Raw genomic sequence first — 22,570 nt, 5'->3', positions numbered from 1 at the left:
TCCTAACTGTTCCCAAAAATATCGTGGTACGCCGCCGCCAGGAGCAGTGGGTCATGGACAGGCCTGCGTCTCGACGCCCCTACTCTACCCAAGACGACTTCGGCCCCGATCATCCCGGCGGCCTTCTCGAAAGCATTGAGGTCCTGCACGGCGGCCGGGTCGGCAAGGACAACGTCCACGCTGAACTCCGGAGCGTAGCGCCGCAGGACATCCAAATGGTCGGCGGCGGTCATGCCTGAGGTTTCCTTGGTCTCGACGTCGAGATTCATGGTGAGGCAGCGTTTTGCGGTTGTCTCCCCCAATGCCTGGCGAAGTTCGGGCAGCAGGAGGTGCGGCAGTACCGACGTGTACCAGGAGCCGGGGCCCAGGATGACCCAGTCGGCCAGCTCAATGGCGGTCAGCGCTTCGGTGCAGGCCGGTGCGTCCTCCGGAAGGAGCCGGACGTCCTCGAGCTTTCCGGCTACCGCGCATTTGGCCTGGCCCCGCACGGTCTGCAGCTCATGACCGCCTCCGGGAAGTTCCACCCGGGCTTGCCCTTCGATGGTCAGCGGCACGCTGGACATGGGCAGGACCTGTCCGCGGGCACCCAGCAGCGCGCCGGCCCACTTGAGGCCTGCCACAGTATCGCCCAGCAGTTCCCACAGCGTCACGATCAGCAGGTTGCCCATGGCGTGATTGTCCAGTGAGCCGCCTTTGGCCGTTCCCGCGTTGAACCGGTGCTGCATGACATCGCGCCATGTCCGGCCCCAATCGGTGTCATCACAGAGCGCACTGAGCGCCATCCGCAGGTCCCCGGGCGGGAGGACGCCGTACTCGTCCCGCAGGCGCCCGGAAGAACCGCCGTCGTCCGCTACCGTGACGATCGCGGTCAGCTCGGAGGTCAGAAGGCGCAGGGCGGACAGGGAGGCGGCCAGCCCATGGCCGCCACCGAGGGCGACGACGGAGGGGGTCTTGTCCTGCTGGCTGCCGGGAACGCCTTTGGGCGGGATCAGCGGCAGCGGGCCGGTGAGGACGCCCATTACTCGCGACCCAGGTCTCGGTGAGTGGTTGTCACGGTCACCCGCGGGTACTGCGCGAGCCGCTTGGAAAGCTCGACGGCGACAGCCACCGAGCGGTGCTTGCCGCCGGTACAGCCCACGGCCAGCGTGGCGTAGTGCTTGTTCTCCTGGCGGTAGCCGTCAAGTACCGGCTCCAAGGCGCTGACATAGCGGTCGACGAACTCGTGGACACCGTCGGCTGCCAGCACGTAGTCGCTGACGTCCTGGTCCAGGCCCGTATGCGGGCGCAATTGCGGAACCCAATGCGGATTCGGGATGAAGCGGGCATCGGCAACAAAGTTCGCATCCACGGGTAGCCCGTACTTGAAGCCAAAGCTCATGACGTTCAGCCGGAGGGTGACCGGGCCGGTGTCGCTGAACAGTTCGGTGATCGCCGTAGCCAGGCCGTGGACGTTATAGTCGCTGGTATCCAGGACGATGTCGGCGTGTTCCTTGAGTTCCCGGAGGACTTCACGCTCCACTCCTATGCCGTCCAGGATGCGTCCACCGCCCTGCAGCGGATGCGGCCTGCGGCCCTGCTCGAACCGGCGCACCAGGACTTCGTCCCTGGCGTCGAGGAACAGGACGCGGAACGTCACGCCGCTGGCACTCAGGGCACCCAAGGCGGTCTGGATGTCCGTGAAGAGGTCCTTGCTCCGGACATCGACGACGACGGCCAGTTTGGGGATCGATTTGGGTGCATGGGAAACGATTTCGGCGAGCGTGCCCAGCATCTGCGGGGGAAGGTTGTCCACCACATACCAGCCGTGGTCCTCCAGCGCGTCCGAAGCGGTGCTTCGGCCTGCCCCGGACATGCCCGTCACCACCAGCAGTTCGGCCTCCGGCGGCTTGACGGGGGTCATCCCGTCCTGCTCCGCGCCCGATCCTGCCGTTGCCTCGTCCATCCGTCGTCCCCGTTTCCCTGAAAGTGGTGTGTCCCACAAAGCGCCTGTTGAAGTCAGGCATATGCGCCGGCGGCATCGCGAACGCGGCCACCGGTCAAGTTCTTACCCTAACTAAGATTCCAGGATTTCGCCGGTGGTCATGTTGATGGCCGGTGCGGCGTCCTCGGCATTCTCTGCGGAACCGAGGTGCTGGACAACAGCGGCAGCCAGGGCGGGCCCGATCCCCTTGGCCGACGTCAGTTCTTCGACGGAAGCGGCCTTGATCTTCTTCAAGGACCCGAAATGCGCCACGAGGGCCTTCCGCTTGGCTTCTCCCAGGCCGGGAACACCATCCAGGGCCGAGACCGTCATGGCCTTGCCGCGCTTTTGCCGGTGGAACGTGATGGCGAAGCGGTGCGCCTCATCGCGGATACGTTGCAGCAGGTAGAGACCTTGGGACGTGCGCGGAAGGATCACCGGAAAATCACTGTCCGGCAGCCACACCTCTTCAAGCCGTTTGGCCAGGCCCACCACGTAGACGTCGTCGATCCCCAGCTCGGCCAGGGCCCGCGCAGCGGCATTCACCTGCGGCTGTCCGCCGTCCACCACCACCAGGTTGGGCGGGTAAGCGAACTTGGCTTTCGGCGCCGGTTGGGACGGGTCCGACGGCGACTCTTCGGTAGCGCCCGGCACCGCCTTTTGGAGCGGGTTGACGATCTCACCGGATACGGGCACCTGCTCGGCCTTGTCGTTGAGGTAGTGCCTGAACCTGCGGGTGAGGACGTCGTGCATTGCCGCGGTATCGTCCGCGGCAGCCGCTCCGGTAATGGAGAACTTGCGGTAGTCGGACTTCTTGGGCAGGCCGTCCTCGACCACCACCATGGATGCAACCACATTGGTGCCCTGGACGTGGGAGATGTCGAAGCATTCGATCCGAAGCAGTGGAACAGGCAGTTCCAGTGCTTCCTGGAGTTCCTGCAGGGCGAGGGAACGCACCGTGATGTCCCCTGCCCGGCGGGTCTTGTGCAGCTTCAGGGCCTGTTCCGCGTTTTCCTTGACGGTGGACATCAAGGCGGCCTTGTCCCCCCGCTGCGGCACCCGGATGTCCACCTTGGCGCCACGCAGGCCGGCCAGCCATTCGGAAAGTTCGTCATGGTTGCTCGGGATTTCAGGAACCAGGACCTCGCGCGGAATGCGGCCCTGGACTTCGCTGTCCTCGCCGTAAACCTGCTGGAGCAAGTGCTCAATGAGCTCGGGAGTGGTGGCGTCTTCCACTTTCTCCACCACCCAGCCACGCTGGCCGCGGACCCGTCCGCCACGAACGTGGAAGACCTGGACGGACGCTTCGAGTTCGTCATCGTGCAGGGCGAAGACATCGGCGTCCGTGTCTTCGGACAGGACCACTGCGTTGCGTTCAAAGACCTTGCGAAGGGCGATGATGTCGTCCCGGAGGCGCGCTGCCCTCTCATAGTCGAGCTCGGCAACCGCGGCGGCCATGTCCTTCTCGAGCTTGTTGATGAACCGCTTGGCTTCCCCGCCCATGAAGGAGCAAAAGTCCTCGGCCAGGCCCCGGTGTTCCTCCGGGCTCACCCGGCCCACGCACGGCGCGGCACATTTGTCGATGTACCCCAGGAGGCACGGCCTGCCGCTGGCCTGGGCGCGTTTGAAAACGCCTGCGCTGCAACTGCGGACCGGGAAGACCCGGAGCAGGGTGTCCATGGTTTCGCGGATGGCGCCTGCGGTGTACGGGCCAAAGTAGCGTGTGCCCTTTTTCCTCTCGCCACGCATGACCTGGACCCTGGGGTACTTCTCCCCCATGGTCACAGCGAGGTACGGGTACGTTTTGTCGTCCCGGAACACCACGTTGAAGCGCGGCTTGAACTCTTTGATCCACGTGTACTCGAGTTGCAGCGACTCCAGCTCGCTGCCCACCACCGTCCATTCGACGCTGCTCGCGGCGTGCACCATGGCGTGCGTCTTTGGCAGCAGGCCCGCCGGATTGGCGAAATACGAATTCAGCCTGGAACGGAGGTTCTTTGCCTTGCCCACGTAAATGACGCGGCCGTGCGGGTCGCGGAAGCGGTAGACGCCGGGGTTGGTGGGGATTTCGCCTGTTTTAGGGCGGTAACTTGCTGGATGTGCCACGTTTCAAGTCTAGTGATCGGGGCGGACAGCATACGCCGCCGCCGTGCAGCATGGTCAGTGCAGAGGATGGGCGGCGCACTGGATGGCGGGTACCCGGGCGGGCTACTCCACGGCCTTGCTCTGGTTATAGCTGGTGGAGCGCTCCTGCCCGCTGAGCGCCGCAATGGCATCCATGATGCGGTCAGTAACTTCGCGCCGGGCCGGCAGTGAATGGTCGGGGCCGGTCTTCTCGAAGTACAGCGGTTCTCCCACTTTCATGGTGAAGTGCTGGGGGCGCACAGCGTTCCTGCCTGCCGGCTGCAGCTTCTCAGTGCCGATGAGTCCCACCGGAATGACAGGTGCGCCAGTGGTCAACGCCAGCCAGCCCACTCCGGTCCGTCCGCGGTACAGGATCCCGTCCCGGGATCGGGTTCCCTCAGGGTAGATGCCAATGCCCTTGCCATCCTCGAGGATATCCAGCAGCGTCTTCAACGCCTGGACGCTGGCTGCCTGTTCGCCGCGTTCCACGGGGATGGAACCCACAGCTTCGAAGAAGGACTTCATGACGGCGCCCTTGACGCCCTTGGTGGTGAAGTATTCGGCTTTGGCGAAGAAAGCTACCGGCCGAGGCATGAGCGCTTGGACAATGACGCTGTCCAGGAAGGAAAGATGGTTGGGTGCGACGATGAAGGGGCCTTCTTTGGGCACATTCTCAAGGCCGATGACCGTTGGCCGGCATGTGGTGGAAATCAGTCCACGGGTAGTCCACCGGATCGCATCAAATACTGCCATCGTTATGTACCTCGCTCAGGGCCGCCGCTCGGACAGCATCAAGTTCTTCAATTTTGCTTCGCAGTTCCAGCGTCGTGGCCACCACGGCCACAGCCCCGGCTTCCTCAAGTTCGCCGTCGGGAGCGAATCCCCACCTGACACCAATGCAGTCCAGACCGTTCGCCATGGCCCCGGCGACATCCTGGTGCCTGTCGCCGACCATGACCGCCGGCTGGCTGTGCAGTGAGGCCAACGCGGCCCCCACGATGCCGACCTTGCCGGGGGCGGCATTCGTACCGAGTGATTCGTCGTCCGGAGCTCCGTGAATGGCAACGAAGAAGTCTGCGATGTTGTGGTGCTCAAGGACCAGCCGCGCAATCCCTTGCGGTTTCTGCGTTGCCACAGCGGTAGGCCGGCCCGACTCGGCGTAGAACTCCAAGAGATCGAAGATGCCGGGGTAAAGCTTGCTCTGGGCAATTCCGGTTTCCCGGTAATGGCTCCGGTAGCGATGGATGGTCTCATCCACCAGGGCCGCGGGCACCTGCGCAAGATTCAGCAACGCGTCGCTGAGCTTGGGTCCGACCATCGAATTCAGCACGGCCTGGTCCGGAACCGGTAGTCCCATTTCCCGCAGGGCAGTCGAGATGCCTCCCGTGATACCGCCTGCTGGATCGACAAGGGTGCCGTCCAGATCGAAAATTACGGGCACCTTGGTATGAGTCACCGGCTTAGTTTCCCACACGTAGCGGCATGCCTGAAACTCGCATGCCGCTACGGGAATACTTCGACCGCAGTAAAGGGTCGTTAACCGAGAATCTCGGCCAGGAACTTTGCCGTGTGGCTCTCGGTCGACTTGGCCACCTGCTCGGGCGTGCCCGTGGCCACCACCCGGCCGCCTCCGGAGCCACCGTTTGGACCGAGGTCAACGATCCAGTCGGCGGACTTGATCACGTCCAGGTTGTGTTCGATGGTGATCACCGTATTGCCCTTGTCCACCAAGCCCTGAAGGACCATGAGGAGCTTCCGGATGTCCTCGAAGTGCAGGCCGGTGGTGGGTTCATCCAACACGTAGATGCTGCGCCCGTTGGAGCGTTTCTGGAGCTCGGCTGCCAGCTTCACGCGTTGCGCTTCGCCGCCCGACAAGGTGGTGGCCGGCTGGCCAAGGCGAACATACCCGAGGCCGACGTCCACCAAGGTCTTCAAATGCCGGGCGATCGGAGTGAACGCCGCAAAGAACTCGGCAGCTTCCTCGATCGGCATGTTGAGGACATCGGCGATGGTCTTGCCCTTGTAGTGCACTTCCAGCGTTTCCCGGTTGTAGCGGGCACCATGGCAGACCTCGCAGGGCACATACACGTCCGGCAGGAAGTTCATTTCGATCTTCAACGTGCCGTCTCCGGAGCAGGCTTCGCAGCGGCCGCCCTTGACGTTGAAGGAGAACCGTCCGGGCAGGTAGCCACGAACCTTGGCTTCCGTTGTTTCCGCGAAGAGCTTCCGGATGTTGTCAAAGACCCCGGTGTAGGTTGCCGGGTTGGACCGGGGGGTCCGGCCGATGGGGCTCTGGTCGACGTGGACCACCTTGTCCAGGTGCTCCAGGCCGTTCACTGTCCGGTGCCTTCCGGCTACCTGCTTGGCACCGTTGAGCTTGTTGGCGAGGACCTTGTAAAGGATCTCGTTGACCAGGGTGGACTTTCCGGAGCCGCTGACGCCCGTCACGGCAGTAAACAGGCCCAGCGGGAAGGTCGCGTCCACGTTGTTCAGGTTGTTTTCGCGTGCCCCAACGACCTTCAGCTCACGCTTCTTGTCGTACTTGCGGCGCTTGGCGGGGACGTCGATCTTCCGGCGCCCGGACAGGTAATCACCGGTCAGGGATTCCGTGTTCGCCAACAGTTCCTTGTAGGTGCCCGAGTGGACCACCTGGCCACCGTGCTCACCTGCGCCCGGTCCGATGTCCACTACCCAGTCGGCCTCATGGATGGTGTCTTCATCGTGTTCCACCACAATGAGGGTGTTGCCCAGGTCCCGCAGCCGGGTCAAGGTCTCAATGAGGCGCCTGTTGTCGCGCTGGTGGAGGCCGATGGAAGGCTCATCCAGTACGTAGAGGACGCCCACCAATCCCGAACCGATCTGCGTGGCCAGGCGGATACGCTGGGCCTCTCCGCCGGACAAGGTGCCGGACGGGCGCTCCAGGTTCAGGTACTCCAAGCCGACGTCCAGGAGGAACGTCAGGCGGGCCTGGATCTCCTTGAGGACCTGGTGTGCAATCTGCGCTTCACGACCGGTGAGCGTCAGGTTGCCGAGGAAGGAAGCGCACTCCCGCATGGGCAGCGCAGCGACTTCGGCGATGGATTTGCCGTTGATGAGCACCGAGAGGGATGCCGGGTTGAGGCGGGCACCATTGCACTCGGGGCAGGGAATCTGGCGCATGTACTCTTCGTACCGGTCCCGCGCCCAATCGGAGTCCGTCTCGCCGTGCTTGCGGTGCACATACTGGATGGCGCCCTCGAAGCCGGTGCTGTACTTGCGCTCACGGCCAAAGCGGTTCCGGTACTGCACAACCACTTTGTGGTCCTTGCCGTGCAAGACCGTGTTGCGGACGTCCTTCGGCAGTTTTTCCCAGGCCGTATTCATGGAGAAGCCGAGCTCCGAGGCAAGGCCTTCCAGGAGCCGGTTCCAGTATTCCGTGGTAGCGCTGCCCATCGACCACGGTGCAATGGCGCCCTCGGCCAAGGAGAGTTCCGGGTTGGGAACGATCAGTTCCTCGTCCACCTCAAGCTTGGTACCGATGCCGCTGCAGGCAGAACAGGCGCCGAAAGGGTTGTTGAAGGAGAAGGAGCGGGGTTCGATCTCGTCAATAGCCAGCGGATGCTCGTTGGGGCATGCCAGGTTCTCGGAGAAAGCACGAATCCGTGCGGGGTCCTTGGCGTCGAGGTCAACGAACTCGACCAGTACGCGGCCCTCGGCCAAGCCCAGGGCGGTTTCTACGGAGTCGGTGAGGCGCTGGCCAATATCTTCCTTGACCACCAAGCGGTCCACCACAACCTCAATGGTGTGCTTGAACTGCTTTCCCAGCTTGGGAGCTTCACTGAGCTGGACCAGTTCACCATCCACCCGGGCACGGGAATAGCCCTTGGCCGTGAGCTCCTTGAAGAGGTCCACGAATTCGCCCTTGCGGCCGCGGACCACCGGAGCGAGGACCTGGAAGCGCGTGCCCTTGTCGAGTTCGAGCAGCTGATCGACAATCTGCTGCGGAGTCTGCCGCGTGATGGGCTCACCACAGACCGGGCAGTGCGGACGTCCCACACGGGCCCACAAGAGGCGCATGTAGTCGTAAATCTCGGTGATGGTGCCAACGGTTGAGCGCGGGTTCTTGCTGGTGGACTTCTGGTCGATGGAGACCGCGGGCGAGAGGCCTTCGATGAAGTCGACGTCGGGCTTATCCACCTGTCCCAGGAACTGGCGGGCATAGGCGGACAGCGACTCGACGTAGCGGCGCTGGCCCTCAGCAAAGATGGTGTCGAAGGCGAGGGACGACTTACCGGATCCGGAGAGCCCGGTGAAGACGATCATCGCGTCCCTGGGAAGATCGAGGTCGACATTGCGGAGGTTGTGCTCACGCGCACCCTTGACCACCAGGCGCGACAGATCCGGGCGCACGGGCTTGGCGTCAGGTGCGACGGAAACAGTGTTCAGGTCATGGACGGCTGTATCTTCAGCTAAGGCTTTGGGCACCCAACAATGCTAGTCGAAAACGTCTTCGAATTTCCATGTCGTTGCTCACACCCTACCCGGCGGTATCAATCGGCATCATAGGCTGCGGCCAGCAGCTGCACCGCCTCCGCGAACGATGCCCCTTGGGCCTTCGCTGCTGCCGCATATTGGGCGGCGACTTCGGCCAAAGCGCCCCACCGGTCGTCGCGGGCGCAGATCACGGTCCCGTTGCGGCCCCTGGTGGCAACGACGCCGGCGGCTTCGAGTTCCTTGTAGGCCCGGGCAACAGTGTGGGGCGCAACATCGAGGACCCCGGCAAGGTTCCGCACCGGGGGAAGCTTGGCACCCACGGCCAAAACGCCGGAGTCGGCCAGTTCGATGATTCGCAGCCTCAACTGCTCGAACAGGGCAACTCCGCTGTTGGTGTTCGGACGCCAGTTTCCAGGGAAATCACCGTTCCCGGTCATTGCGGGCACCGGCAGGGCGGCACCTGGGCGGCGGTGCCTTGATCAGCGAAACGTCCTTGCTCCATGCCGAGAATTAGACCAGCGTCGAAGTGCCGGGACAAGCCGTGACGGCTCGCGGGAAAGCGTACAGCGCTGTTGCCTGTCACGGATTCCTCTGTGCCACGGCGAAAATCCGCCTGAACGGAAACACAGTGCCGTGCCTCGATGAAGGGTAGGCCTGACGCAGCATAGCGGCGTATTCGTGCTCGAATTCGGCCCCCTCGGCCGGAGACAGGGCTGCCAGTACCGGCCGGAGTCCAGTGCCCCGTACCCAATCAAGGACAGGGTCCTGGCCCGGGAGCACCTGCAGGTAGGTCGTTTCCCAAGCGTCAGCCGTGCAACCGGCGTCGAGCATGATGTTCAGGTAATCAGCAGCGCTGCCGACGGCGTCGTGCCGCAGTACTCCGGCCAGGCGCGGCGCCCAGGCGGGCGAGTTGGCGAGTTCACGCATCAGGGTGTGTGACGGCGAGGTGAAATTGCCGGGGACCTGCAAGGCAAACCAGGCCCCTGGCTGCAAAGCCCGCAACCAGGAGGCCAGCATTTCCTGATGGCCGGGGACCCATTGGAGTGCTGCATTGGTGACGACGACGTCCACGTCCGGCTGTGGCTGCCAGTCGGCGATGTCACCGTGCTGGAAGCTGAGCCGGCCGGGCTCGGCCAGCGCGGCAGCTTTGGACAGCATTTCGGCAGAGGAATCGATCCCCGTGACCCGTGCTTCCGGCCAACGCATTCCCAAGGTGGCGGTAAGGTTGCCGGGCCCGCATCCAAGGTCCACCACCCGGGTGGGGTCATCGGCCCGGATCCGGGCAACGAGGTCATGGAAGGGACGGTCACGATAGTCACCGAACTGGACGTATTTACTGGGATCCCACTTCATTCGACAACCCTTCAGGCAAGCTCCGGACCGGTACTGCTGACCTGAGCGAGCCTAGTGCGTTAGGGCACTAAGCTGGAAACCAATGAAACTTCCAGAGCAGCTTCCAGCTTCCACGGGCGCCGGGCCCCTCGACCCTGACGAAATCTACACGCGGTTTGTCGAATGGACGGAGAGCCGCGGGTTGCAGCTCTATCCCGCGCAGGACGAGGCCATCATGGAACTCGCCGCAGGCAACAACGTCATCCTGGCGACGCCCACGGGTTCAGGAAAGTCGCTGGTGGCGATCGCGGCCCACTTCGAGGCCATGGCCCGGGGCCAACGAAGCTACTACACCGCACCCATCAAAGCGCTGGTCTCCGAGAAGTTCTTTGCCCTCTGTGAGATTTTCGGCGCGGAGAACGTCGGCATGATCACGGGCGATTCCGGGGTCAACCAGGATGCTCCCATTATCTGCTGCACGGCCGAAATCCTGGCCAACACCGCGCTGCGTGAGGGGGCGGGTGCGGAACTGGGCTCAGTGGTAATGGACGAGTTCCACTTCTACTCCGACCCGCAACGCGGCTGGGCGTGGCAGGTGCCGTTGCTGGAACTGCCGCAGGCACAGTTCCTCCTGATGTCCGCCACCTTGGGCGACGTCACCCGGTTCGAGCGCGGCCTGACGGAGTTGACCGAGCGGCCCACCACCACCGTGAGCTCGGCGGAGCGGCCCATCCCGCTGCATTATTACTACCACGTCACCCCCGTCCACGAGACCCTGGAGGAGATGCTCTCCACCAAACAGGTCCCGGTCTATGTGGTCCACTTCAGCCAGGCGGAAGCGATCGAGCGCGCGCAGAACCTGATGAGCATCAACATGTGCAGCCGCGAAGAAAAGGACCGCATCGCCGAGCTGATCGCGAACTTCCGGTTTGCGGCCGGTTTCGGGAAGACCTTGAACCGCCTTGTCCGCCACGGCATAGGGGTGCACCACGCGGGAATGCTTCCCAAGTACCGCCGGCTCGTGGAGCAGTTGGCCCAGGCCGGACTCTTGAAAGTCATCTGCGGCACGGACACCCTGGGCGTCGGCATCAACGTCCCTATCCGCACGGTGCTGCTCACCGCTTTGAGCAAGTACGACGGCGTTCGCACCAGGCTGCTTAACTCCCGCGAGTTCCACCAGATTGCCGGCCGTGCGGGCCGGGCCGGGTACGACACCGCCGGGACAGTGGTGGTGCAGGCTCCGGAACACGTTGTCGAGAACACAAAGGCCATGGCCAAGGCGGCCGCGAAGTTCGGCAACGACCAGAAGAAGCTCCGCCAAGTGGTGAAGAAGAAGCCGCCTGAGGGTTTTGTCTCCTGGGGAGAACCGACATTCAACAAACTGGTGGAATCGACGCCGGAACCGCTGAGCTCGAGCTTTACCGTCACCCACGCAATGCTGTTGAACCTGCTGGAACGGCCGGGCGACCCCTTCCTGGCCACGCGCCGGTTGCTGACGGAAAACCATGAAACCAGGGCATCCCAGCTCAAGCTCATGAAGAAGGCTTTGGGTATCTACCGCGAACTGCTGGCGGCAGGTGTCGTTGAGCGCGTTCCTCCGGAGGAACAGGACGCTGAGGGCCGTTCCGTGCGGCTGACGGTCCACCTGCAGGCCAACTTTGCCCTCAACCAGCCACTCTCCCCCTTCGCACTGGCTGCCTTGGAGCTGCTCGATCCGGAGTCGCCGTCGTACGCCTTGGACGTCGTCTCGGTCATAGAGGCCACGCTTGAGAAGCCGCGCCAGATCCTTTCTGCCCAGCAGAAGAAGGCCCGCGGCGAGGCCGTCGCAGCCATGAAGGCGGACGGCATCGAGTACGACCAACGCATGGCCATGCTGGAGGAAGTCACGTACCAGATGCCCCTTGCCGGAATTTTGGGCGAGGCCTTTGAGGTCTACCGCAAGGCGGCACCGTGGGTAGGCGACTTCGAGCTGGCGCCCAAGTCGGTCATTCGCGATATGTACGAGCGCGCCATGAATTTCGGCGAGTTCGTCCAGTTTTATGGCCTGGCACGTTCCGAAGGGATCGTCCTGCGCTACCTCGCCGACGGCTTCCGGGCCCTCCGGCAGACCGTACCCCAGGACGTGCTGCGGGAGGACCTCGAAGACCTCATCGCGTGGTTGGGAGAACTGGTCCGCCAGGTGGACTCGAGTCTTCTTGACGAATGGGAGGAACTGACTGCCGGGCTGGCTCCGACGCCGCATGATGCTCCCCCGCCGCCTCCGCCGTCGTTGTCATCCAACGCCAGGGCTTTCCGGGTGATGGTGCGCAATGAGATGTTCCGCAGGGTGGAGCTGTTTGCTGACGAAGACTCGGCCGCCTTGGGCGAACTCGACGGCGAGGCCGGTTGGGACGCCGATCGCTGGGAAGAAGTCCTGGACGACTACTTCGACGAACACGACGACATTGGAACAGGCCCCGATGCCCGCGGACCCGGGTTGCTGATCATCACCGAGGAACCCGGAAAGTGGCTCGTCCGCCAAATCTTTGATGACCCCGCCCGCAACCACGACTGGGGCATCTCGGCGGAAGTCGACCTCCAGGCCTCCGATGAAACGGGAACCGCCGTGGTCCGCGTGACCGACGTTGGCCGCTTGTAGCGGGTCGTAGCGAAGAGGCGCGAATGCATCCTGTTCCCAACCTGGCCGACAGCCTCCGCACACTGGCGGCCGTCAAGGACGTCCCTGTTGCGGAATGGTCCGGGCCGCGCCTGTGGTGGCGCGGACCCTTGGATGTGGAGGGCCTCGCCATTGGGTCGGTCCAGGCTGCGGCGACTGCCCTCAACGCCTTGACAGGAACGTCGGCCTTTTCGGTCACGTCAGCGGGGACCGCAGCCGCCTTTGACTCGCTGCGGCACTTGCGGATCGCCGGAAAGCAGCCGGAAGGTTTCGCGCCCCTCTCCGGCTTCCGTCCGACGTCGGACGGTTGGGTCCGGTTGCATGCCAACTACCCGCACCACGCGGCCAGGCTTTTGCAGGCCCTTGGCGTTTCCTCAACCGACGACGTCGGCCCCGCCTTGAGGGAGCTGACAGCGTCGGAAGCGGAATCAGTGATCACCGCCAAAGGCGGCGTTGCCGCGGCTGTTCGAACCAGAGCGGAATGGACACGCTCCCCCATGCACCAAGCGGCAAGCCGCGGTCCCTGGATCGCGCTGAGGGAGTCCGGGGGATCATCAGGGGCACGCCGCTGGGTCCCGGGCCGCGATGCTGCCCGTCCCTTGAAGGGCTTGAGGGTCCTCGACCTGACACGGGTCATAGCGGGACCAACGGCCACCCGGCTCCTCGCCGCACTGGGGGCGGACGTCCTCCGGATCGACCCGCCCGGACTTCCCGAACTTCCCGATGCGTTCATCGATTGCGGATTCGACAAACGAAGCGTCGTGGCGGACTTCTCGGTGCCTTCGGTTCTGGACGAGGTGCGCGCTGTGGTGGCACGGGCCGACGTCGTGGTCACAGGCTACCGATCCGGAAGTCTGGAGCGCTTCGGACTGGGAATGGTGGATCTGGCACGCGACAATGGTGGACTTGTGGTGGCGACGCTCAACGCCTGGGGTACCGGTCCGTGGCAGGAACGCCGGGGTTTCGACAGTATTGTCCAAGCCGCCTGTGGCATCGCTACTGACTACGGAAGCGACGGCGACGCCGGATGGCGGCCGGGTGCGCTTCCGGTCCAGGCGCTGGACCACGCAACGGGCTACGGCCTGGCAGCGGCCATTCTGGGATTGCTTGCCGAACGGACCCGCACGGGCCGGGGCGGTGTGGCCACGATGTCGCTGGTCCGCACCGCTGAGGAGCTTTTCGGGGCCGGACTCCTTCCGGCCCCGGGTAGCGGCCACGAGCCGGAGTCACTGCCGGCGTCCCTGCCGGAACCTGGATACCACGGGATGGAGAGCGTCCACGGCCATCTCAGGTTCGTAGGCCCGCCGCTGCTGGCCGACGGTGTTCCTGTCAGTTACACCCGCGCGCCTGTGGCCTATGGCTCGTCACAGCTCTTGTGGGGCAGGGCCTGAGCTTTGCGGCATCAGGCACCCGGGGCCGGGCGCTAGTAAGCTCGGAACCATGAGTGTAATCCGCCCCGCAACCGCTGATGATGTCCCCGCGATCCTTGGCATGATCCATGACCTCGCCATCTACGAAAAAGAACCGGACGCCGTCAAGAACACGCCCGAAAGACTCACCGAGGTCCTCTTCGGGGACAACCCCCGGGTGTTCGCAAACATGGCAGAGAACGCGGCCGGCGAGGTCCAGGGATTTGCCCTGTGGTTCTTGAATTATTCGACGTGGGAGGGCGTCCACGGCATCTATCTCGAGGACCTCTATGTCCGGCCCGAAGCCCGTGGCGAGGGCCACGGAAAGGCGCTGCTGCAGCACCTGGCCGCAACCGCCGTCGAACGCGGATACGCACGCGTGGAGTGGAGCGTCCTGGATTGGAATGAACCGTCCATCAAGTTCTACAAGAACCTGGGCGCGCTGCCCATGGAGGAGTGGTCCACGTTCCGCCTGACGGGCGAAGCCCTTCTAACTTTCGGATCGGCAGCCGGGGCGCCGGACAGGGCGTTGGCGCGTGGCTGAACTGCACAGCATCCGCGCAAGGCACGAGTTCCGGGGCCTCCGCACCGTGGAACACTTCTTCACGGTGCCCCTTGACCATGGCCCGGTGGAGGCTTGGGCGGGCCATAACGGCCGCGAGGCAATCGCTGGCGAAGAGTCCATCACGGTCTTCGCCCGCGAGTACACCTCCACGGAACACTCGGCGGAGGACGCGGCACGCTTGCCCTGGCTGTTGTACCTTCAGGGTGGACCGGGCGGACGCGGCAACCGGGTAACCTCTCTGTCCGGCTGGATGAAGGCTGCGGCCAAGGATTTTCGCATCCTGATGCTGGACCAGCGCGGTACCGGCCTGTCCACGCCCATTGAATTCCAATCGTTGGCACGTCGCGGAGACGCAGAGCGGCAGGCCGAGTACCTGGCGCACTTCCGGGCTGACTCGATCGTGGCCGATGCCGAGATGATTCGCCGGATCCTCGGGGCGGAACCTTGGACGGTGATGGGCCAAAGCTTCGGCGGATTCTGCGCACTCACGTACCTGTCCTTCGCTCCGGAGGGACTTCGTGAGGTCCTTATCACCGGCGGCCTCGCGCCCCTCCAAGGGCCGGCCGAACGGGTGTACCGCGCTACCTTCCATCGCGTTGCCGCGCGGAACGCCGAGTATTTCGCCTGGTATCCCGAAGACCGCGGGCGTATTACCCGGATCATGCGCCATCTGGCCGACCAGCCAGAGCACCTGGCCAGCGGCGAGCGGCTCACCCCGGAAAGATTCCAGATGGTGGGCTCATTCCTCGGTGGCAACACGCGGGTAGATGCCCTGCATTACCTCCTGGAGGACGCGTTCATCGAAACAGCCACGGGACCCCGTCTGTCCGAAGCGTTCCTTGAGCAGGTCCGTTCGCTTGTGAGCCGTGCCGGCAACCCGCTGTACGCCGTACTGCACGAGTCCATCTACGCGCAGGGCGAGGCCACCAAATGGGCAGCCTGGCGGGTCCTGGAGGAGTACCCGGAGTTCGAACCCTCCGCGGACGAACCCCTTCTCACCGGCGAAATGGTCTACCCCTGGTACTTCGTGCAGGATCCTGCACTTGTGCCTTTCCAACCGGTCGCGGAGTTGCTTGCCAGCAAGGCGGACTGGGGTCCCCTCTATGACGTGCAGAGGCTCGCGACGAACACTGTTCCTGTAGCTGCCGCGGTGTATCAGGACGATATCTACGTGGACCATGCCTTATCCATGGAGACTGCCTCGGCTGTACGGGGCCTCCAACCTTGGGTGACCGATGCCTTCCACCACGACGGTATCGGCGAGGACGGCGAAGGCATTTTCCGGCGCCTGTTGGGGCTGGTCCGTCCCGGCAGTTGATAAGCCGCGGGGTTGCTCTATTTAGGCGGAGGCGGGCGACTTCCGACGGGTCGCAGCGGTGACCGCGAATGCGAGCACCGCTGCGGCCAGCACGCCCCCGGCTGTGTTGAGGCCTTGATATCCGGCCGAGGCCAGGACCAAGCCTGACGTGGCGCCGCCCAAAGCCCCGGCAGCGCCCATGAGAGTGTCAGAGACACCCTGAACGGTTACCCGTTGGCTTTCCGGGACGCTTTCGGCAAGGAGCGTGGAGCCTGCGATCGTGGCACCTGACCAGCCAAGCCCCAGCAGGATCAGGCCTACGGTCACCAGCGACGGCTCATGCTGGCCGAATCCGGCGACGACGACGGCGACGAGCAGCAGCCCGTGTCCCGCGATGATGCTCGCGTAGCGGCCCGCTTTGTCAGTAAGCCAACCCCAGACCGGGGACAACGCGAACATACCGGCAATGTGGAGGGAAATAGTCAACCCGATCACTACCAGGGCGTCGGTGCTGTCGCTCACCGGGGCGTGCTGGTGCCCGGACGCAGTCGAGGTTCCGGCGATGAGTTGCTGCAGGTGCAGGGGCGTCATGGACATGACGGCGACCATGACGCCGTGGGCAGTAACCACTGCGGCCAGTGCCAAAAGCGCCGGTCGCGACGCGCGGATTGCGGCCAATCCCGAACGGACTGTACCCCGGGCCGGGGGAAGGGCGCTTTTTGACCCTTCCGAGGCCAGGCGGCGGGAAAGGAGAAGCGGGTCCGGCCTGAGGCCAAAGAAGAGCAGCGCGGCCGCGAGGAACAAGCCCGCTGCGGAGAAGACGAAAGGGCCGGCAATTGGTGGCATCCCCAGCGCTGTTCCCACCACTGCGCCGGGCTGGATGAGGTTGGGCCCGGCCACTGCACCGATGGTAATTGCCCACACCACCGTGGAGAGCGACCTTCCGCGATGCGCTGCGTCCGCAAGATCGACGGCGGCAAACCTGGCCTGGAGGTTGGCGGCGGTGCCGAGGCCGAGGAAAGCCCCGCCCAGAAGGAGCAGCAGGAACGATCCCGCCACCACTGAAGCCATCATCAGCAGCGCACCGGCCAGTGCAGCAACCAGGCCGGTGACCAACCCCGTCCTTCTCCCCCGCTGCTCTGCGAGCCTGGCAAGTGGCAAGGCGAACACAGCGGCTGAAAGGGTGAGGATGGTGGTGACGGACCCGGCCCAGACTTGCGAGCCTGAAAGGTCGACGGCCAGCAGGGAGCCGATGGACAAGGTGGCGCCGTTTCCGATGCCGCTCAAGAGCTGGGCACCGCTGAGCAGGGCAACAGAACGGCGCTGGACCCGTTGCGGATCCAGCGCCGTTGATGAAGTGGTAGTCACCCCAAGAGACTACAGCCAAGCCATGCCTAGTCGGCTTGGCTCATGGACTTCTTTGCATCCTCTTCCAACCGGGCGTCGATCTTGGCCCGCCGTGCCGCCGGGCTGAGCAGGCTGGCGACGACAGCGACGACGATGGTTCCGACGATCACGGCCAGGGAAACGAAGGTCGGAATCTCCGGAGCCCACTCGATGTGCCGGCCGCCATTGATGAAGGGAAGCTCGTTGACGTGCATGGCGTGCAGGACAAGCTTGACGCCGATGAAAGCGAGAATCACAGACAAAGCGTGCTTCAGGTAGACCAGGCGGGTCATCAGGCCGCCGAGCAGGAAGTACAACTGGCGCAGGCCCATCAGGGCGAAGATGTTGGCGGTAAACACGATGAAGGCGCTCTGCGTCAGGCCGAAGATTGCCGGAATCGAATCGACGGCAAACAGCAGGTCCGTCATGCCGATCGTGATGAACACGATCAGCATGGGCGTGAAGACCTTCTTGCCGTCCACGGTGGTCCGGAGTTTGCCGCCGTCGAACTTCTCGGACATCGGCAGGACCTTGCGGAGGCGGGCAATCAGCGGGTTCTCGACGTCCTCTTCATCCTCGCCGGAATCCGTCGCTTGCTTCCAGGCCGTCCAGAGAAGGAATGCGCCAAAGATGTAGAAGACCCAGCTGAACTGTTCGATGACCACGGCGCCCAAGGCAATGAAGATACCCCGCAGGACAAGCGCGATGATGATGCCCACCATCAGTACTTCCTGCTGGTACTTCCTGGGTACGGAGAACCTGGCCATGATGATGATGAACACGAAGAGGTTGTCAATGCTGAGACTGTACTCAGTGACCCAACCTGCTACGAACTGGCCGCCGTATTCGGGGCCGGTGAAGTAGAACATGGCACCGGCAAAGACCAAAGCCAAAGCCACGTAGAAGGCGACCCACAGGCCAGCTTCCTTCATGGACGGTTCGTGGGGACGCTTGACCACCAAAAGCAGGTCTATGGCCAAGATGATTCCGAGGGCGACGAACGAGCCGACCTCGAACCAGACAGGGAGCTCCATTAAAGAAGGCCTTTCGCAGGGTACGGGAAAATGGTGTAAGTCTCTCCGGCCTGCCGATGCGCTCCAAGGCGCGATGTGGCGGCCCGCTAGGCCCGGCGAGGCATCTGTGCCTTGCGTGTTGACGGACGTAGCGCTTGGGATACTCCCCTACGTTGAGCCAACTTTACCCTAGGCGTGGCCGGCCGACTGCATCTGGCGTAACTCGCGCTTCAACTCCTTGACTTCGTCCCGGATCCGGGCTGCGACTTCGAACTGAAGCTCCGCAGCGGCACCGTGCATTTGTTCCGTGAGCTGTTCGATCAGCCCCACCAGGTCCTCGGCAGGCGCTGCCGCAAGACCGTCCTGGCGGACGGTGGCGGCAGCCTTCGTCGAGGACTTGCCCCGCTTGCCACCCTTGGCGAGCCTGTTGTTGTTCAGCAGCTCCTGGGTGTCGGCGTCTTCCTTGGCCAGCTGGTCGGTGATATCCGCGATCCTCTTGCGGAGCGGCTGTGGATCGATGCCGTGATCCTTGTTGTATTTCACCTGGATGGCCCTGCGGCGGTTTGTCTCATCGATGGCCTGTGCCATCGAATCAGTGATCTTGTCCGCATACATGTGCACCTGGCCCGAGACGTTACGTGCCGCACGGCCGATGGTCTGGATCAGGGAGGTGGAGGACCGCAGGAAGCCTTCCTTGTCCGCGTCGAGGATGCTCACCAGCGACACTTCCGGCAGGTCCAGGCCTTCGCGGAGGAGGTTGATGCCCACCAGGACATCGAAGACACCCATCCTCAGCTCGCGCAGCAATTCCACGCGGCGCAGGGTATCGACGTCCGAGTGCAGGTACTCCACTTTGACGCCGTGGCCCATGAGGTAGTCCGTCAGGTCCTCGGCCATCCTCTTGGTGAGCGTGGTCACCAGGACGCGCTCGTCCTTGGCGGTTCGAAGCCTGATCTCGTCCAGGAGATCGTCAATCTGGCCCTTGGTCGGTTTGACCACCACCTCGGGGTCCACCAGGCCCGTAGGCCGGATGATCTGCTGGACGTACCCATCCGCCTTGCCGAGCTCGTACTTGCCCGGCGTTGCTGACAGGTAGACGGTCTGGCCGATGCGTTCGAGGAACTCGTCCCACTTCAGCGGCCGGTTGTCCATGGCCGAAGGCAAACGGAAACCAAAGTCCACCAGGTTGCGCTTACGGGACATGTCGCCCTCGTACATGGCGCCGATCTGGGGGATGGTCACGTGGGACTCATCAACCACCAGGAGGAAGTCATCCGGGAAGTAGTCCAGCAAGCAGTGCGGAGCGGTGCCCGGTTCACGGCCATCAATGTGCGCGGAATAGTTTTCGATGCCGTTGCAGAAGCCCATCTGCTGCATCATTTCGAGGTCGTAGGTGGTCCGCATCCGGAGCCTCTGGGCCTCAACAAGCTTGTTTTGGCTTTCAAGGACCTTCAGGCGGTCGGCGAGTTCGTCTTCGATCCTCTTGATGGCCCGGGACATCCGCTCGGGACCGGCAACGTAGTGCGAGGCAGGGAAGACATACATTTCCTCCTCGTCGCGAATAACCTCACCGGTGAGCGGGTGGAGGGTCTGGATGTTCTCGATCTCGTCGCCGAAGAATTCGATCCGCAGGGCCAGTTCCTCGTACATGGGAATGATCTCCACGGTGTCGCCGCGAACCCGGAAAGTTCCGCGGTGGAAGTCCATGTCATTCCGTGTGTACTGCATCGAGACGAACTTGCGCAGGAGATGGTCGCGGTTCATCTCAGCGCCCTTGCGCAGCGTGACCATGCCCGCAATGTATTCCTCGGGGGTACCCAAGCCGTAAATGCAGGAAACCGTGGCAACCACGATCACGTCCCTGCGGGTCAGCAGCGCGTTGGTGGCCGAGTGGCGGAGCCTTTCAACTTCCTCGTTAATGGAGGAGTCCTTTTCGATGAAGGTATCCGTCTGCGCTACGTAGGCCTCAGGCTGGTAGTAGTCGTAGTAGGAAACGAAGTACTCCACCGCGTTGTTGGGCAGGAGCTCGCGGAACTCGTTGGCCAACTGTGCTGCCAGCGTCTTGTTCTGGACGAGGACCAGCGTGGGCCGCTGTACCTTCTCGATGAGCCAGGCAGTGGTGGCGCTCTTGCCGGTACCGGTGGCGCCCAGGAGGACAACATCCTTCTCACCGTTGTTGATGCGCTCCGTGAGCTCGGCAATCGCCGCCGGTTGATCGCCGGCAGGCTTATACTCACTGACTACTTCAAACGGTGCGACGACGCGGTTGATTTCCTGGGCAAGGCTCATGAAATCAATCTACCCCCGCCTGCGGACACCCGCTGTCCGGAATAGGCATCTTCAGCCAAGGGAGAACCGTCACATTGAGCTCTGCGCAGGCTGGTGGGAATACGTCTCCGGAAGCCAACCGGTCCGGGTGGCCCACTGCTCCATCAGGGGCCAGGCTACGTCAGTGAACCATGGTTCCTTCGCTTCCGCGTACCCGTCCGTGCCTGAATCCCCGGCGTACTCGTCAGCGAGCTTGAGTTTGTGGGCTTCGTAAAGGGCGCGCCCCTCGGGATCCGCCCTGAGCCAGTCGCGGAACATGAGCGCGTAGCGCCACCCCGGTGAGCCTGCGACACGGACGTGGAGGTTGACCGGCCGTCCGGGGTCGGCATTCGCGTGGAACCGCTTTTGCCAGTCGGCGGGGTCGGGATGGGACGGTTTGGGAGTATCACCTGTAACGCCTGGAACGGCTGGAAATCCGACGGCGGCAAGGAGCGGTGCGATGCGGTCTGCCGTCTGCAGATCCTTCACCGCAAGCTGCAGGTCCAGGACATCCTTCGCAGGCAGCCCGGGTACAGCGGTGGATCCAACGTGGTCGACGGCAAGGGCATCCGGTACGGCTGCCGTGATGCGGCCGATAAGGCGGGCCGCAGCCGCGCTCCAGTCGGATTGAGGCGCTGCAACGACGGGTCCGGCAGTGCGGGGGGCACGTGTCCCCTGGGTGAGATGGGCGGCGAAGGGCACGAGCCGTTCGTTCCAGAGTGAATCGACTTTGGTGAGCAGCTCTTCCCGGCTGCCGGCGTTGTCGAGGACGACGTCGGCAGCCGCCAGCCGATCATCACGGCTGGCCTGCGCAGCCATCCGGGAGCGGGCGTCCTCGGGGGTCATCGCCCGGTCATCGACCATGCGCTGCACCCTGAGGTCCTCCGGCGCGTCCACCACGACGACCAGGTGGAAGGCACTCCCCTGCCGGGTCTCAACAAGCAGGGGGATGTCCTGCACCACGATGCCCCCCTGGGGCACGCCGGCCAGCATCTCCGCTGCGGCAGCACGGACCAAGGGGTGGATGATGCCGTTAAGCACCTCCCTCCTGGACGGGTCCTGGAACACAATCGCGCCCAGCGCGGGGCGGTCAAGGGTGCCGTCGCTCCGGATCACGTCCGGACCGAAGGCTTCGGCCACCTGGGCCAGACCGGGCGTGCCGGGTTCCACCACTTGCCGCGCGAGGACATCGGCGTCGATGAGTACTGCTCCCAATTCGCGCAACCGCGACGCCACCAACGACTTCCCTGAGGCGATACCGCCCGTCAACCCGATCTTCAGCACCCCTCCACACTAGACTGAAGCGGTGGAAATCCAGGACGACAGCCGAGCAACCAGCTACACAACCCTGGCGGCCGGGTCCGATTTCCGCCACGAACTCGAGATCCGCCGCTCCCGTTTCATTACAGTGCTCCGCCGTTCGCCGGATGAGGACACTGCCCGGTCCCTGGTGACCGATCTCCGCCGGGAATTCCACGATGCCCGGCACCATTGCTCCGCCTTCGTCATCGGCCCGGACCGTATGATCCAACGGTCCTCCGATGACGGTGAGCCCTCCGGCACGGCCGGAATTCCCATGCTTGAGGCGCTCATCAAGCGCGAGACGGCGGACGGGGTCGCCGACCTGAGCGACGTCAGTGCCGTCGTCGTGCGTTATTTCGGTGGAATCCTGCTGGGAGCCGGCGGCTTGGTCAGGGCCTATTCCGAATCGGTTTCCAAAGCCCTGGACCTTGCTCCCTTGGTGGAACGGAAACGCCTGCGCCTTTGTGACATCGGTGTGCCGCACTCAGACGCGGGACGGCTGGAAAACGAACTTCGCAGCGGGGGCTTCGTCATGGCGGAAACGCTGTACGAAGCCCGGCAGGCCGTACTCAGGGTTGCCCTCCCTGACGAGCCCGCCTTACTGGAAGAAGCCCAAGCCCGGGTGGCGGCCTTGACGGCGGGTGCCTCGGTCCTCAAACCGCAGGGAACTGAATGGGTTGACGTTCCCCGCTAGGTTCCTGCCTGCCCGCCGGCCTCCCGCCGGTGCGGAAAGGCCGTTGTGCCGC

At 63.8% G+C, this 22,570-nt stretch carries 17 protein-coding genes; 5 read left to right on the top strand and 12 right to left on the bottom strand.

Annotated elements, in window-relative coordinates; all coding sequences use genetic code 11:
• Positions 1-2: 2 nt before the first annotated feature.
• From OCL88_RS16295 to OCL88_RS16260, 8 genes are all read right to left on the bottom strand, one after another.
• A complete protein-coding gene (locus tag OCL88_RS16295) occupies positions 3-1,019 on the bottom strand; it encodes a gluconeogenesis factor YvcK family protein (protein ID WP_264963168.1) in 1,017 nt (338 codons plus the stop codon).
• Entirely contained in the window at positions 1,019-1,942 is a 924-nt protein-coding gene (gene rapZ / locus OCL88_RS16290; RefSeq protein WP_021470404.1) for an RNase adapter RapZ, read from the bottom strand. The genes OCL88_RS16295 and rapZ overlap by 1 nt, the downstream gene beginning before the upstream one ends.
• A 111-nt stretch (positions 1,943-2,053) precedes the next feature.
• A complete protein-coding gene (gene uvrC, locus OCL88_RS16285; protein WP_264963167.1) occupies positions 2,054-4,066 on the bottom strand; it encodes an excinuclease ABC subunit UvrC in 2,013 nt (670 codons plus the stop codon).
• A gap of 102 nt (positions 4,067-4,168) precedes the next feature.
• Positions 4,169-4,837 carry a lysophospholipid acyltransferase family protein gene (locus OCL88_RS16280; protein WP_021470402.1) on the bottom strand — a complete coding sequence of 223 codons (669 nt, stop codon included), beginning with the start codon at positions 4,835-4,837 and terminating at the stop codon, positions 4,169-4,171.
• On the bottom strand, positions 4,824-5,540 hold the full coding sequence (locus OCL88_RS16275) for an HAD hydrolase-like protein (RefSeq protein WP_031215924.1): 717 nt from the start codon (positions 5,538-5,540) through the stop codon (positions 4,824-4,826). Before OCL88_RS16275 ends, OCL88_RS16280 begins: the two co-directional genes overlap by 14 nt.
• 80 nt (positions 5,541-5,620) lie before the next feature.
• Positions 5,621-8,548: an excinuclease ABC subunit UvrA gene (gene uvrA, locus OCL88_RS16270; protein WP_021470400.1), complete on the bottom strand. Its 2,928-nt coding sequence runs from the start codon at positions 8,546-8,548 to the stop codon at positions 5,621-5,623.
• Positions 8,549-8,613: 65 nt separating this feature from the next.
• Positions 8,614-8,994, bottom strand: coding sequence for a GntR family transcriptional regulator (locus OCL88_RS16265; protein ID WP_264963166.1), 381 nt, complete (start codon positions 8,992-8,994; stop codon positions 8,614-8,616).
• 142 nt (positions 8,995-9,136) lie between these two features.
• Positions 9,137-9,910 (bottom strand): trans-aconitate 2-methyltransferase, encoded by a 774-nt coding sequence (locus OCL88_RS16260; RefSeq protein ID WP_264963165.1) that lies wholly within the window; start codon positions 9,908-9,910, stop codon positions 9,137-9,139.
• A gap of 82 nt (positions 9,911-9,992) precedes the next feature.
• Between OCL88_RS16260 and OCL88_RS16255 the strand changes: the two genes are divergently transcribed.
• Genes OCL88_RS16255 through OCL88_RS16240 form a run of 4 tightly spaced genes read left to right on the top strand, consistent with a single transcriptional unit; the run spans position 9,993 to position 15,837 of the window.
• Positions 9,993-12,527, top strand: a complete 2,535-nt coding sequence (locus OCL88_RS16255; RefSeq protein ID WP_264963164.1) for a DEAD/DEAH box helicase — start codon at positions 9,993-9,995, stop codon at positions 12,525-12,527.
• Positions 12,528-12,550: 23 nt separating this feature from the next.
• Positions 12,551-13,936 carry a CoA transferase gene (locus OCL88_RS16250; protein WP_264963163.1) on the top strand — a complete coding sequence of 462 codons (1,386 nt, stop codon included), beginning with the start codon at positions 12,551-12,553 and terminating at the stop codon, positions 13,934-13,936.
• A 49-nt stretch (positions 13,937-13,985) separates the two neighbouring features.
• Positions 13,986-14,498: a GNAT family N-acetyltransferase gene (locus OCL88_RS16245; protein ID WP_264963162.1), complete on the top strand. Its 513-nt coding sequence runs from the start codon at positions 13,986-13,988 to the stop codon at positions 14,496-14,498.
• Positions 14,491-15,837, top strand: coding sequence for an alpha/beta hydrolase (locus tag OCL88_RS16240; protein WP_264963161.1), 1,347 nt, complete (start codon positions 14,491-14,493; stop codon positions 15,835-15,837). The genes OCL88_RS16245 and OCL88_RS16240 overlap by 8 nt, the downstream gene beginning before the upstream one ends.
• A gap of 21 nt (positions 15,838-15,858) precedes the next feature.
• On the opposite strand, the gene OCL88_RS16235 is transcribed toward OCL88_RS16240, so the two are convergent.
• The 4 genes from OCL88_RS16235 to coaE all read right to left on the bottom strand — a co-directional run bounded on the left by OCL88_RS16235 (position 15,859) and on the right by coaE (position 21,806).
• Positions 15,859-17,184 carry an MFS transporter gene (locus OCL88_RS16235; RefSeq protein WP_264963160.1) on the bottom strand — a complete coding sequence of 442 codons (1,326 nt, stop codon included), beginning with the start codon at positions 17,182-17,184 and terminating at the stop codon, positions 15,859-15,861.
• A 26-nt stretch (positions 17,185-17,210) separates the two neighbouring features.
• Entirely contained in the window at positions 17,211-18,236 is a 1,026-nt protein-coding gene (locus tag OCL88_RS16230) for a TerC family protein (RefSeq protein WP_021470392.1), read from the bottom strand.
• Between the two features lie 168 nt (positions 18,237-18,404).
• Positions 18,405-20,504: an excinuclease ABC subunit UvrB gene (gene uvrB, locus OCL88_RS16225; RefSeq protein WP_264963159.1), complete on the bottom strand. Its 2,100-nt coding sequence runs from the start codon at positions 20,502-20,504 to the stop codon at positions 18,405-18,407.
• A 69-nt stretch (positions 20,505-20,573) separates the two neighbouring features.
• Complete coding sequence (gene coaE, locus OCL88_RS16220) at positions 20,574-21,806, bottom strand: dephospho-CoA kinase (RefSeq protein ID WP_264963158.1); 1,233 nt, start codon at positions 21,804-21,806, stop codon at positions 20,574-20,576.
• A gap of 22 nt (positions 21,807-21,828) precedes the next feature.
• On the opposite strand from coaE, the gene OCL88_RS16215 reads away from it, so the two are divergent.
• Positions 21,829-22,518: an IMPACT family protein gene (locus OCL88_RS16215; RefSeq protein ID WP_264963157.1), complete on the top strand. Its 690-nt coding sequence runs from the start codon at positions 21,829-21,831 to the stop codon at positions 22,516-22,518.
• Positions 22,519-22,570: the final 52 nt, after the last annotated feature.

It is taken from the genome of Paenarthrobacter sp. PAE-2 (assembly GCF_026013155.1).
GTDB classification, from domain to species: Bacteria; Actinomycetota; Actinomycetes; order Actinomycetales; family Micrococcaceae; genus Arthrobacter; species Arthrobacter ureafaciens.
Note: the sequence above shows the minus strand (reverse complement) of the source record. Positions and strands in the feature narration are given on the sequence as shown.